Here is a 12,674-nt window from a genome sequence, read left to right as displayed (position 1 = left end):
GAATATAGGACCGGGCGCCGCAGGGGAAAGGACGCAGCATGACAAAACCGACACTGCAGGACTGGCACAAGCTGGCCGAGAAGGAACTGAAGGGCCGCGATCCCGACAGCCTGACCTGGGACACGCTGGAAGGCATTCCGGTGAAGCCGCTTTACACCGAGGCCGATACGCAGGGGCTGGAGCATATCGGCAGCCTGCCCGGCATCGCCCCCTTCACCCGCGGCCCGCGCGCCACGATGTATGCCGGCCGGCCCTGGACCATCCGGCAATATGCGGGCTTTTCGACCGCCGAGGAATCGAACGCCTTTTACCGCCGCAACCTGGCCGCCGGCCAGCAGGGCGTCTCGGTCGCCTTCGATCTGGCCACCCATCGCGGCTATGACAGCGACCATCCCCGGGTCGAGGGCGATGTCGGCAAGGCGGGCGTCGCCATCGATTCGGTCGAGGACATGAAGATCCTGTTCGACGACATCCCACTGGACAAGGTTTCGGTGTCGATGACCATGAACGGCGCGGTGATCCCGATCCTGGCGAATTTCATCGTCGCGGGCGAGGAACAGGGCCATTCGCGCGCGGTCCTGTCGGGCACCATCCAGAACGACATCCTGAAAGAGTTCATGGTGCGGAACACCTATATCTATCCGCCCGACCCCTCGATGCGGATCATCGCCGACATCATCGAATATACCAGCAACGAGATGCCGAAATTCAACTCGATCTCGATTTCCGGCTATCACATGCAGGAGGCGGGCGCGAACCTCGTGCAGGAACTGGCCTATACGCTGGCCGACGGGCGCGAATATGTGCGCGCGGCCATCGCCTCGGGCATGGATGTGGATGTCTTCGCCGGCCGGCTGAGTTTCTTCTTTGCCATCGGCATGAACTTCTTCATGGAGATCGCCAAACTGCGCGCCGCACGCCTGCTGTGGCACCGGATCATGCAGGACTTCGGCGCGAAGAAGCCGTCGTCGCTGATGCTGCGCACGCATTGCCAGACCTCGGGCGTGTCCCTGCAGGAACAGGATCCCTATAACAACGTCGTCCGCACCGCCTATGAGGCGATGTCGGCGGCGCTTGGCGGCACGCAGTCGCTGCATACCAACGCACTGGACGAGGCGATCGCCCTGCCGACCGATTTCTCGGCCCGGATCGCGCGCAACACGCAGCTGATCCTGCAGGAGGAAACCGGCATCACCCATGTCGCCGACCCGCTGGCCGGGTCCTACTACATCGAAAGCCTGACCGCGCAACTGGCCGACAGGGCCTGGGCGCTGATCGAGGAGGTCGAGGAGATGGGCGGCATGACCAAGGCCGTCGCCTCGGGGATGCCGAAGCTGAGGATCGAGGAAACTGCGGCCCGGCGGCAGGCGATGATCGACCGCGGCGAAGAGGTGGTCGTCGGCGTCAACAAGTACCGCAAGGAAAAAGAGGACCATATCGACATTCTGGATGTCGACAACGTCAAGGTCCGCAACAGCCAGATCGCCCGGCTGGAAAGCATCCGCGCCAGCCGCGACGAGGCGGCCTGCTCGGCCGCGCTGGACGAAGTGACCCGCCGCGCCCGCGAGGGCGGCAATCTGCTGGCCGCCGCCGTCGAGGCCGCCCGCGCCCGTGCATCCGTCGGAGAGATCAGCATGGCCATGGAAAAGGAATTCGGGCGTCACCGCGCCGAGGTGAGGACTCTGGCCGGCGTCTATGGCGCCGCCTATGAGGGCGACGAGGGCTTCGCGGCGATCCAGCGCGATGTCGAGACCTTCGCCGAAGAGGAAGGCCGCCGCCCGCGCATGCTGGTCGTGAAGATGGGTCAGGACGGCCATGACCGCGGCGCCAAGGTCATCGCCACCGCCTTCGCCGATATCGGCTTCGACGTCGATGTCGGGCCGCTGTTCCAGACCCCGGAAGAGGCGGCGCAGGATGCCGTCGACAATGACGTGCATGTGGTCGGGATCTCGTCGCAGGCCGCCGGTCACAAGACGCTGGCGCCAAAGCTGATCGAGGCGCTGAAGGCGCAGGGCGCGGGCGAGATCCTGGTGATCTGCGGCGGGGTCATCCCGCAGCAGGATTACGACTACCTGAAGAAGGCCGGGGTAAAGGCGATCTTCGGGCCGGGAACCAATATCCCCGCCGCCGCCGCCGACATCCTTCGCCTGATCCGCGCCGGCCGCGCGGCATAGGCTGCAGAACGCCTGCCGGGGCCGCCCGGGCCCGGCAGGCAGTAACCCCGGGTAGGGGCACTGGGGGAACAGGACCCTCCGCGCCGGAAGGTCAGGCGATGCAGCCCTCAGCCGAGGCGGTAGTTCGGTGACTCGCGGGTGATCTGCACGTCATGGACATGGCTTTCCTTCAGCCCCGCGCCGGTGATGCGCACGAACTGGCAGTTCCGGCGCATCTCCTCGATGGTGGCGCAGCCGGTATAGCCCATCGCCGCCCGCAGCCCCCCGACCAGCTGGTGGATGACGGTGCCGGCCGGTCCCTTGTAGGGCACCTGCCCCTCGATCCCCTCGGGCACCAGCTTGTCGGTCGCCGCGTCCTTCTGGAAATAGCGGTCGGCCGAACCGCGCGCCATCGCCCCGAGGCTGCCCATGCCGCGATAGCTCTTGAAGCTGCGGCCCTGATACAGGATCACCTCGCCGGGGCTTTCGTCGGTGCCGGCGATGGCGCTGCCGACCATGGCGCAGCTTGCCCCCGCCGCGATCGCCTTGGCGAAATCGCCCGAATACTTGATGCCGCCATCGGCGATGACCGGCGTGTCGCCGGCCGCACTGGCGGCATCCATGATCGCGGTCAGCTGCGGCACGCCGACGCCGGCCACGATCCGCGTCGTGCAGATCGAGCCCGGCCCGATACCGACCTTGACCGCATCCGCCCCCGCCCCGATCAGCGCGCGGGTGGCCTCGGCGGTGGCGACGTTGCCGGCAACCACCTGCACCTCGTTCGAGAACTGCTTGACCCGCTCGACCGCCATGCCGACGCTGTCGGAATGGCCATGCGCGGTGTCGATCACCACCATGTCCACGCCCGCCTCGATCAGCGCCTGACTGCGCTCGAAGCCTTCATTGCCCACGGTCGAGGCCGCGGCGACCCGCAACCGGCCCAGATCGTCCTTGCAGGCAAAGGGGTTCAGCACCGACTTCTCGGTATCCTTCAGCGTCAGGAGCCCGGTCAGATGGCCCTCGCCATCCGTCACCAGCAGTTTCTCGATCCGGCGCGACTTCATCAGGTCGATGGCCTGCTGGCGGTCCGCCGGTTCGGTCAGCATGGCCAGATTGTCGGCACTCATCATCACCCTGACCGGGGTGCGGTCGTCGCTGGCGAAACGCATGTCGCGATTGGTCACGATGCCAAGAACCCGGCCATCCTGATCCACGACCGGAAAACCCGTCACGTTATAGCGGTCCTGCAGCGCCTTGGCATCCGCGAGGGTCTGGTCGGGCCGCAGGGTGATCGGCTTGTAGACGATGCCGGATTCGAAGCGCTTGACCCGGCGTACCTCGTCGGCCTGCTGCTCGACGGTCAGGTTGCGGTGGATCACGCCCATGCCGCCAGCCTGCGCCATGGCGATGGCCATGCGGCTTTCGGTAACGGTGTCCATGGCCGAGGACAGCAGCGGAATGTTCATCCGGATCGTGCGGGTGACATGCGTGGTCACATCCGCGGTCGAGGGCATCACCGCCGAGGCGGCGGGAACCAGAAGAACATCGTCAAAGGTCAAAGCCTCACGAATCTGCATGGCGGGGGTCCTTGCGGCAAGTTCGTTTGGCAGTTTCCCCTTTCACGCGCGGGGCGGTTTGTCCAGAGCGCGGGGCGGTAACCGGGCGGGAAAAAATCCCGGCTGATTGTGTAAAACTATCACGAAAGCGTTGCGCCAATGACACGATGCTGAATGATAGAGCCCGATCTACGCAACGTCATGCCGGTCCGAAAATTGATTTGTCCAATACGCACGCTAGGCTGTTTCGCAAGGTTCAGGTGAGCCTGAAAGAGGGAGGTATTCATGAAACTTGCATTTACCGGTGTGGCCGCGCTGCTGATGGGCGCCTCGCCGCTGCTGGCGGGCGGCATCGAACGGGCGCCGCAATCGCTCAGCCCGCTGTTCGAGCCGGCGACGAACTATGTCGAACTGTCCTTCGGCAGCGTCTCGCCCGATATCTCGGGTCGCGACGCCGCCATGTTCGGCGGTTCATCCTTCGGCAATGTCGCCGATGATTACGCATTCGTCGGACTTGCCTACAAGCGCCAGTTCAACGAGAATTTCTCGGCCGCGCTGATCTTCGAGCAGCCTTTCGGCGCCGATCTGTACTATCCGCTGGATTCGATCGCCCTGGGCGGCACCGCGGTGACCGTCGATTCGACCACCTTCACCGCGCTGCTGCGCTATCGCATGGACAACAATTTCGGTGTCCATGGCGGTATCCGCGGCAGCCGCGCCGATGCCAACCTGACGCTGGCCGGCCTGGCCTATGGCGGCCTCAACGGCTATAATCTGAACACCGAGAGCGACACCGGCATCGGCTGGGTGGCCGGCGTCAGCTGGGAAAAGCCCGAGATCGCGGCGCGCGTGTCGCTGACCTATAACTCGCCGATCAACCACACTTTCGATACCAGCGAAACGCTGTCGGGCGGACCTTTCGGCGTTCCGAACCCGGCGGGCGGTTTCTATGGTCCCGACGGCGAGATGGAGGTGGACACACCGCGCAGCGTCAATCTGGAATTCCAGACCGGCGTTGCCGCCGATACGCTGGTCTTCGGCTCGGTCCGCTGGGTGAAATGGTCCGAATTCCTGGTCATGCCGCCGGCCTATTCGCATGTGCCCGAGATTGACAGCACCACCGGCCTGCCGACCGGCAACACCCTCGGCAGCCTGGTCAGCCTTGACGACAGCACCACCTGGACCATCGGGGCCGGACGCAAGTTCACCGACACCTGGTCGGGTGCCGCCTCGTTCTTCTACGAGAAATCGGACAACAACGATCTGGTTTCACCACTGGCGCCGACCAATGGCCGCAAGGGCATCACCCTGGCGGCGATCTATACCCAGGGGCCGCTGAAGATCACCACGGCCTTCAACTATACCAAGCTGGGCGATGCCGCGCCCGAGACCGGCACGCCGGATACGGCGCGCGCCTATATGGACGACAGTGATGCCTGGGGCGTCGGCATGCGGATCGGCTACAGCTTCTGATCCCGCCCCTCGCAGCGATCCGGAAAGGCCCCGCCCGCATGGCGGGGCCTTTCTCATCTCCGCCTGCCCCTTTTCTCTTTGCCGCCTGCGGATTACCTATGCCCGGACAACCAGGGGACCGGCATGATCTATGGCAGCGGCAGCGAATGGCAGCGGACGGCGAACAGGCGCGTGATGCTGTTCGGCATGTCCGGGCTGGGCAAGACCTATCTGTCGAACATGCTGCGCGAGGCCGGCGACTGGTTCCACTACTCGGTCGATTACCGCATCGGCACGCGCTATATGGGCGAATTCATCGCCGACAACTTCAAGCGCGAGGCGATGAAGGTGCCGTTCCTGCGCGAATTGCTGCTGTCCGACAGCGTCTATATCGCCAGCAACATCACCTTCGACAATCTCGCGCCGCTGTCGACCTATCTGGGCAAGCCCGGCAGCCCCAGCCGTGGCGGCCTGCCCTATGACGAATACCACCGGCGTCAGGACCAGCACCGCCGGGCCGAGATCGCATCGCTTCTGGACACCCGGCATTTCATGGAGCGGGCCGCCGAGATCTATGCCCTGCCGCATTTCGTCTGCGACAGCGGCGGCTCGATCTGCGAGGTGGTCGATCCAGAAGACCCGCAGGATCCCGTGCTGGCCGCGTTGGAGCGCGATCTGCTGCTGGTCTGGATCAAGGGGTCCGAGGCGCATACCGCCGAACTGGTGCGCCGCTTTGACCGGGCGCCGAAGCCCATGTATTACCAGCCGGAATTCCTTGAACGAGCCTGGATCGCCTATCGCGTCGAGAAGGGCCTGCAGGGCCATGAGGTCAATCCCGATGACTTCATCCGCTGGACCTATGCCCGCGCGCTGGCCCATCGCCAGCCGCGTTACGCGGCGATGGCGCGGCGCGGCGTCACCGTCACCGCCGAGGAGGTCGCAGGGGTAAAGTCCCCGGCCGATTTCATCGAGCTTGTCGCCCGCGCCATCGACCGCAAGGAAGCCTGAGATGCCCATCACCCTGAACGAGAACCTTCCCGCCTATCGCATCCTGTCGGATGAGGGCGTGATGGTGATGTCGCCGGGCCGGGCCGAGACGCAGGACATCAGGCCCTTGCGGATCGGGCTTCTGAACCTGATGCCGAAGAAGATCCAGACCGAGAACCAGTTCGCCCGGCTGATCGGCGCCACCCCCCTGCAGATCGACTTCCAGCTGATCCGCATGTCGGATCACGAAAGCCGCAACACGGCGGCCGATCACATGGAAAGCTTCTACCGCCCCTTCCGCGAGGTCGAGGCGACGGGCGAGAAATTCGACGGCCTGATCATCACCGGCGCCCCGATCGAGCATCTGCCCTTCGAAGAGGTGACCTATTGGGACGAACTGACCCGCCTCTTCGACTGGACGCAGAGCCATGTCCATTCCACCTTCGGCGTCTGCTGGGGCGGCATGGCGATGGCCTGGCATTTCCACCGCCTCGAAAAGCACATGCTGGACCACAAGGCCTTCGGCTGCTTCCGTCACCACAACTTCGCCCCGGCCTCGCCCTATCTGCGCGGCTTCTCGGACGATGTGCTGGTGCCGGTCAGCCGCTGGACCGAGGTGCGCCAGCCCGAGATCGACACCCGCCCCGCGCTGCGCACCCTGCTGGCCAGCGAGGAGGTCGGTCCCTGCCTGATCGAGGATCCGGGGCATCGCGCGCTCTATATCTTCAACCATCTGGAATATGACAGCACCACGCTGAAGGACGAATACGACCGCGACATCGCCTCGGGCAAGCCGATCGGGGTGCCGCGGAACTATTACCCCGACGACGACCCGTCGCGCCCGCCCTCGAACCGCTGGCGCAGCCATGCCCACCTGCTTTACGGTAACTGGATCAACGAACTCTACCAGACCACCTGGTACGACATGAGCAAGATCGGAACCGCGTGATGGCCAAGACGAAGCCCGCAATGCTCGACCTGCCGCTGGTCGGGCAGATCACCGACTATCTCGAGAAGGGCGCCCCCAAGGCCATCCGCAAGGCCATCGAGGGCGCGGGCAAGGACGTGATCCTCGACCCCGACTATCCCTATGGCGAGGAAATGGACGCGGACGATTACGAGGATCACATGGAAAAGCTGCAATTGCAGCTTGTGCGGATGATGCATGATGTCGTCGCCACCGGCAAACGCGTGATCGTGATCTTCGAGGGGCGCGACGCCGCCGGCAAGGGCGGTACCATCGAGCGCGTGCGCGAGAACCTGAGCCCGCGCAACTGCTATATCGTCGCCCTGCCAAAACCGACCGAGCGTGAATCCGGCCAGTGGTATTTCCAGCGCTATGTCGACTGGCTGCCGGCCTCGGGCGAGGTCGCGCTGTTCGACCGCAGCTGGTACAATCGCGGCGTGGTCGAGCGGGTCTTCGGCTTCTCGTCCGTGGATCAGCGCAACGCCTTCTTCCGCCAGTTGCCCAGCTTCGAGCGCACCCTGGTCGATGACGGCATCATCCTGGTCAAGCTGTGGCTGAATGTCGGCCGGGCCGAGCAACTGAAGCGTTTTCTCGACCGCGAGAAGGATCCGCTGAAACAGTGGAAGCTGTCCTCCATCGACGTGGACGGGCTGGCCAGATGGGACGCCTATTCCGACGCGATCAGGGAAACCCTGAGCCTGTCGCATTCGCCCATCACGCCCTGGACGGTGATCCGCTCGGACGACAAGAAACGGGCGCGGATCGCGGCGATCCAGACGCTTCTGCACACGGTCGGCTATGCCTGCCGGGACCACGAGGCCATCGGCAAGGTCGATCCGCTGATCGCAGGCGGGCCTGAACTGTTGCAGCCGTGATCCGGGCCGCGATCGGGGCGGCGCTGATCTGGCTGGCCCTGGCGCTGCCGCCGCGCGCGCAGGATCTGCCCGAATGGCAGCATACCAGCATCAACGATTTCGCCGGACTGCTGGGCGGCGAAGACACCCGGCTGCTGGATCAGGCGCTGATCGCGCTGCATGACGAAACCGGCATCGAGGGCACCGTGGTCACCCTGCCGGACCGGGCACGCCATGGCGGACGCGACGGGCTGGAACCCTTTGCGACGCCGCTGTTCAACGATTGGGGCGTGGGTGACGCGCGGCGCAATGACGGCTTCATGGTGCTGGTGCTGCGCGACGACCGCGAGGCGCGGATCGAACTGGGCGCGGGCTATCCCGCCACCGCCGATGTCATCGCGCAGGAGATCATGGACGAGGCGATCCTGCCCCGGTTCCGCTCGGACCGCATGTCCGAGGGGCTCCGCGACGGCACGCTGGCGGTGATCGACCGGATCGCCCGCCCCACGGCCGAGGGACGCCCGCTGCAGGCCCCTTCCCGCCGCCTCGTCGATCAGATCCTGCCGCTGGCGATGCTTGGCGCCTTCGGCTTCATCCTCGTCAGGATCGGTCGGGATATCCTTGCCCGTATCCGCCATGCCCACCGCCCCTGCCCGGTCTGCGGCGGCCGCGGGCTGACGGAAGAGGTCGAGCCGCTGAGTGCCACCGACGCCGCAGGCAAGCCGGTGCCGCGGCAGTCGGTCTGGACCCGCTGCCCCCGATGCGGCTGGAGCCGGCACAGCATCCGCGACACGCCCGCCGCCCGCTCACGCTCGCGCCGTGGCGGCTTTGGTGGCGGCCGGTCCTCGGGCGGCGGTGCCTCGGGGCGCTGGTAGCCCGCGCCCGGGCATGGCAGAAGACGCAAAAGCCAGAGGAGGAAAAGCAGATGGATCTGTCACATGCCCGCGCCATCGTGACCGGCGCCGCATCCGGACTGGGTGAGGCCACTGCCCGGCATTTCCGCGATGCCGGCGCCGAGGTGGTCATTCTGGACCGCGACGAGGCCGGGGCCGCCACCGCAGCCGCGATAGGGGCAGAATTCGCGCAGACCGACGTGACGGACGAGGCCAGCGTCGCCGCCGCCATCGGACGGGCGGTCGGGATCATGGGCGGCATCGACATCTGCGTGAACTGCGCCGGCATCGCCACCGGCGAAAAAACCGTTGGCCGGGACGGGCCGCACAGCCTGTCGGGCTTTCGCCGCACCATCGAGATCAACCTGATCGGCAGCTTCAACGTGCTGCGCCTCGCCGCCGCCGAGATGGCCCGGAACCAGCGCGAGGAAAACGGCGTCATCGTCAATACCGCCTCGATCGCCGCCTATGACGGGCAGAAGGGCCAGGCGGCCTATGCCGCCTCGAAGGCCGGCATCGCCGGCATGACCCTGCCCATCGCCCGTGATCTGGCCGGTCAGGGGATCCGGGTCTGCGCCATCGCGCCGGGCATCTTTGGCACGCCGATGCTGCGCGGTCTGCCGCAGGAGGTGCAGGACGGCCTTGCCGCCGAGGTGACCTTCCCCAAGCGCCTGGGCGATCCGGCCGAGTTTGCCCGCATGGCCGCCTTCATCGTCGAGAACGGCTATCTGAACGGCGAGGTGATCCGGCTGGACGGCGCGCTGCGCATGCGCTGATCTGACCGGCGACGCAGTTGCGCGAGACCCTTGCGCGGGTCTCGCGGCGCGGCTAGCGTTTGTGGAAACGGATCAACAGGAAGGCCCCGAAAACATGCGTCTACTGACCACGACCGCGCTGGCGACCGCGCTTGCCCTGCCCGCCCTTGCCGCCGACCCGGAACTGACCGTCTTCGACTGGGCCGGGTTCGAGGAGCCCTCGATCTTCCAGGGCTATGTCGACAAATATGGCGACAACCCGACCTATGCCTTCTATGGCGATGACGACGAGGCCTTCCAGAAGATCGCCTCGGGCTTCAAGGCCGATCTCGTCCATCCCTGCAGCCAGATGGTCAGCAAATACCGCGATGCCGGGCTGATCGAGCCGTGGGACACGTCGCGCATCCCGGAGTTCGAGAATATCGACAAGCGGTTTCTGGCCTCGGAGACCTTCGTCGACGATCAGGGCGTCTGGTATATCCCCTCGGACTGGGGCGTGACCGCCATCGCCTATTCGAACGCGAATGTGACGCCCGAGGATGTCTCGACCCTGGAGGTCTTCACCGATCCGAAATTTCAGGGCCGCACCTCGCTGCCCGACAGTTCGGACGATGTCTGGGCGCTGGCCTATCTGGCGACCGGCGTGACCGACTGGACCGACACGACCGACGAGCAGTTCGCCGCAGCCGCCGAATGGTTGCGCGCGGCGCATCAGAACGTCGCCGCCTACTGGGCCGACCCGGCCGAGATGAGCCAGCTGATGGCCTCGGGCGCAGTCGATGTGGCCTGGTCCTGGAATGACGGCATCGTCTATCTGCGCGACGACAATTACGACGTGGGCTTCCAGCGCGAGGCCAAGGAAGGCTCCAGCACCTGGTTCTGCGGCTTCATCAACATCAAGGACGGGCCGGGTTCGGAAGACAAGGTCTATGACTTCATCAACGCCTGGCTGGCGCCCGAATCCGCGCGCGGGCTGCTGGACACGATCGGTTACGGCCATACCAACCTGAAGGGAATGGAAACCATCGCCGACGATCCCGCCGTGGCCGAAGGGCTGTCACCCGTGGAGGTGCCGATCCTGGCGCAGACCCCGAACGATCCGGCGCAGCGCGAGCGGCAGCTGGCCGAGTTCGAGAAGATCAAGGCCGGTTTCTGACCCGAACGGGGCGGTGGCGGGGCCGGTGGATACCGGCCTTAGCCACGCCCGGCACGCTCAGCGCGCCCTGGCCCGGCCGCGCGGGTTTTCCGTGCATCACGCCCAGATCACGGCGCGCCGGGTGTCGTACCAGCTTTCAAAACGCGGCTCGTACCGTTTCTCGATGACGTTGCGCCGCACCTTCATCGTCGGCGTCAGGTAGCCGTTGGCGATGGTCCATTGCTCGTCCGAGATGGCCAGAAAATCCAGCCGCTCATGGTCCTCCAGCGCCGCGTTGACGCGCCGCCGCAGGGCTTCCAGTTCCTCCTCCAGCCGGGCCCGGCCTGCCTCGCCCGAAAAGGCCCCTCGCGCCTCGGCGTTCAGCATCAGCAGCCCGAAGGGTTGCGGCATCCCTGCCCCCATGACGCAGGCCACCTCGATCCCGGGATGGCTGATCAGCCGCTCCTCGATGGGGGCCGGCGCGACATATTTGCCCTTGCTGGTCTTGAAGATCTCCTTCACGCGGCCGGTGATCCTCAGCCGGCCGTCCTCGTCGATCTCGCCCATGTCACCGGTCCGGAAGAAGCCGTCCTCGGTGAAGGCCGCCCGGGTCAGCTCCGGATCCCTGAAATAGCCCAGCATCGCGCCCTTGCTCTTGATCAGGATCTCGCTGCCCTCGCCGATCCGGCGCTCGACCCCGGGATGGGGGTGGCCGACATAGCCGACGCGAGTGCGGCCGGGCAGCGACACATGCGAATAGCAGAAGTCCTCGGACATGCCGTAGCCCTCAAGCATTTCCAGCCCGAGGGCGCGATACCACTCGACCACCGATTGCGGCAGCGGCGCTGAGCCGGTGATGGCGATACGGGCCTGATCGAGGCCAAGCTGTTCGAGGATCCGGCGCTGCGTGGCCGCAGCCGTCCGGGGATCGGCAAGCAGTGCCGACAGCTTTTCCTGCGGGAGTTTCTGCAGGACACCAAGCTGGAACTTGACCCAGAGCCGGGGAACCGAAAGGAAGATCGTCGGCCTGGCGCGCTCGATGTCGGTGGCGAATCTCAGCAGCGACTCGTTGAAGAACAACTGGCATCCGAAACGCAGCGATCCCATCAGCACCACCGCCTGCTCGAACACATGGGCCAGCGGAAGATAGGAAATCAGGCGGTCGTCGGGGCCGACCGGCACGATATTGTTGGCAAGGCACGCCCCGACCGCAAGTGCGCCAAAGCCCAGCATCACCCCCTTGGGCTTGCCGGTGCTGCCGGATGTATAGACCAGCGTCGCAAGGTCGGTCCCGGCGCGCGCAAGCGGCTCGCCCCGCATCGGGGCGGTGATGGCGACCAGATCGTCCCAGGCCCGCAGATTTTCGCGCGGCGGATCGAAGACCGGCGCCCGGGGCAGCGCGATGATCGGCAACCCGTCCGGAATCCCCTCACGCACATCGTCCCAGTGATCTAGACTTCCGAGGATGAGAACCCTGGCTTCGCTGTGGTCCAGCACATAGCCGACCGTCTCGCGGTTGGCCGAGGAATAGATCGGCACGCTGACATGGCCCGCCATGAGAATGGCCAGATGCGCCATGACCCAATGCGCGCAATTCTTCGAGACAAGCGCGACCCGGCTGCCCTCGGGCAGGTCCAGCGAGGCAAGATGCGCCGCGATGCGACGCACCTGATCGGCGGTTTCGGCCCAGGTATAGGTCGTGATCTCTCCGCCCGTCGGCTGGGTCAGATAGACCGTATCCGGCTGCTCGCGCTCCCAGTGACAGAGGCCGGCCATCGGGGTCCAGGAATTCGTCTGTTCCATGTCTCTCTCCCATATCCTGCGGGAACCGCGCGCTTCGTGAACGGGCGTTCTCCGGCGGGCACGGTGGTCCGCCTCCGCAATCCCGTCCCCTGCCAGAGCCTCGGTCACGCTCGGGATCG

At 65.7% G+C, this 12,674-nt stretch carries 10 protein-coding genes; 8 read left to right on the top strand and 2 right to left on the bottom strand.

The annotated features are described in order from the left end of the window. The first annotated feature begins 38 nt into the window (after positions 1-38). On the top strand, positions 39-2,174 hold the full coding sequence (gene scpA, locus KNW02_RS03910; protein WP_216031963.1) for a methylmalonyl-CoA mutase: 2,136 nt from the start codon (positions 39-41) through the stop codon (positions 2,172-2,174). A gap of 107 nt (positions 2,175-2,281) precedes the next feature. Here the strand turns inward: scpA and guaB are convergent, their stop codons facing one another. Then, the gene (gene guaB / locus KNW02_RS03905; RefSeq protein ID WP_216031962.1) at positions 2,282-3,730 is read right to left on the bottom strand and encodes an IMP dehydrogenase; all 1,449 of its coding nucleotides are present in this window, start codon (positions 3,728-3,730) and stop codon (positions 2,282-2,284) included. Positions 3,731-3,994: 264 nt separating this feature from the next. Here guaB and KNW02_RS03900 point away from each other — a divergent pair, with 264 nt between their 5' ends. The 7 genes from KNW02_RS03900 (at position 3,995) to KNW02_RS03870 (ending at position 10,773) form a co-directional block, all read left to right on the top strand. Further along, on the top strand, positions 3,995-5,182 hold the full coding sequence (locus tag KNW02_RS03900) for an OmpP1/FadL family transporter (RefSeq protein ID WP_216031961.1): 1,188 nt from the start codon (positions 3,995-3,997) through the stop codon (positions 5,180-5,182). A gap of 123 nt (positions 5,183-5,305) precedes the next feature. Further along, entirely contained in the window at positions 5,306-6,169 is an 864-nt protein-coding gene (locus KNW02_RS03895) for an ATPase (RefSeq protein WP_216031960.1), read from the top strand. A gap of 1 nt (position 6,170) precedes the next feature. Further along, positions 6,171-7,097 carry a homoserine O-succinyltransferase gene (locus tag KNW02_RS03890; RefSeq protein WP_216031959.1) on the top strand — a complete coding sequence of 309 codons (927 nt, stop codon included), beginning with the start codon at positions 6,171-6,173 and terminating at the stop codon, positions 7,095-7,097. Further along, the gene (gene ppk2, locus KNW02_RS03885; RefSeq protein WP_252733431.1) at positions 7,097-7,990 is read left to right on the top strand and encodes a polyphosphate kinase 2; all 894 of its coding nucleotides are present in this window, start codon (positions 7,097-7,099) and stop codon (positions 7,988-7,990) included. The genes KNW02_RS03890 and ppk2 overlap by 1 nt, the downstream gene beginning before the upstream one ends. Next, positions 7,987-8,844, top strand: a complete 858-nt coding sequence (locus tag KNW02_RS03880; protein WP_216031958.1) for a TPM domain-containing protein — start codon at positions 7,987-7,989, stop codon at positions 8,842-8,844. The genes ppk2 and KNW02_RS03880 overlap by 4 nt, the downstream gene beginning before the upstream one ends. 50 nt (positions 8,845-8,894) lie before the next feature. Continuing rightward, positions 8,895-9,638, top strand: coding sequence for an SDR family oxidoreductase (locus tag KNW02_RS03875; protein WP_216031957.1), 744 nt, complete (start codon positions 8,895-8,897; stop codon positions 9,636-9,638). Positions 9,639-9,732: 94 nt separating this feature from the next. Continuing rightward, positions 9,733-10,773: an ABC transporter substrate-binding protein gene (locus tag KNW02_RS03870; protein WP_216031956.1), complete on the top strand. Its 1,041-nt coding sequence runs from the start codon at positions 9,733-9,735 to the stop codon at positions 10,771-10,773. Between the two features lie 96 nt (positions 10,774-10,869). Here the strand turns inward: KNW02_RS03870 and KNW02_RS03865 are convergent, their stop codons facing one another. Continuing rightward, complete coding sequence (locus KNW02_RS03865) at positions 10,870-12,555, bottom strand: AMP-binding protein (protein WP_216031955.1); 1,686 nt, start codon at positions 12,553-12,555, stop codon at positions 10,870-10,872. Between the last annotated feature and the right edge of the window lie 119 nt (positions 12,556-12,674).

Origin of the sequence: Paracoccus marinaquae, assembly GCF_018860165.1 — a bacterium.
GTDB lineage: Bacteria > Pseudomonadota > Alphaproteobacteria > Rhodobacterales > Rhodobacteraceae > Paracoccus > Paracoccus marinaquae.
Note: the sequence above shows the minus strand (reverse complement) of the source record. Positions and strands in the feature narration are given on the sequence as shown.

What these genes read in the sequence shown, in the direction of transcription:
- guaB (WP_216031962.1), bottom strand. Translation starts at nt 3,730, where the DNA reads ATGCAGATTCGTGAGGCTTTGACCTTTGACGATGTTCTTCTGGTTCCC.
- KNW02_RS03865 (WP_216031955.1), bottom strand. Translation starts at nt 12,555, where the DNA reads ATGGAACAGACGAATTCCTGGACCCCGATGGCCGGCCTCTGTCACTGG.
- ppk2 (WP_252733431.1), top strand. Translation starts at nt 7,097, where the DNA reads ATGGCCAAGACGAAGCCCGCAATGCTCGACCTGCCGCTGGTCGGGCAG.
- KNW02_RS03890 (WP_216031959.1), top strand. Translation starts at nt 6,171, where the DNA reads ATGCCCATCACCCTGAACGAGAACCTTCCCGCCTATCGCATCCTGTCG.
- KNW02_RS03900 (WP_216031961.1), top strand. Translation starts at nt 3,995, where the DNA reads ATGAAACTTGCATTTACCGGTGTGGCCGCGCTGCTGATGGGCGCCTCG.
- KNW02_RS03870 (WP_216031956.1), top strand. Translation starts at nt 9,733, where the DNA reads ATGCGTCTACTGACCACGACCGCGCTGGCGACCGCGCTTGCCCTGCCC.
- scpA (WP_216031963.1), top strand. Translation starts at nt 39, where the DNA reads ATGACAAAACCGACACTGCAGGACTGGCACAAGCTGGCCGAGAAGGAA.
- KNW02_RS03875 (WP_216031957.1), top strand. Translation starts at nt 8,895, where the DNA reads ATGGATCTGTCACATGCCCGCGCCATCGTGACCGGCGCCGCATCCGGA.
- KNW02_RS03895 (WP_216031960.1), top strand. Translation starts at nt 5,306, where the DNA reads ATGATCTATGGCAGCGGCAGCGAATGGCAGCGGACGGCGAACAGGCGC.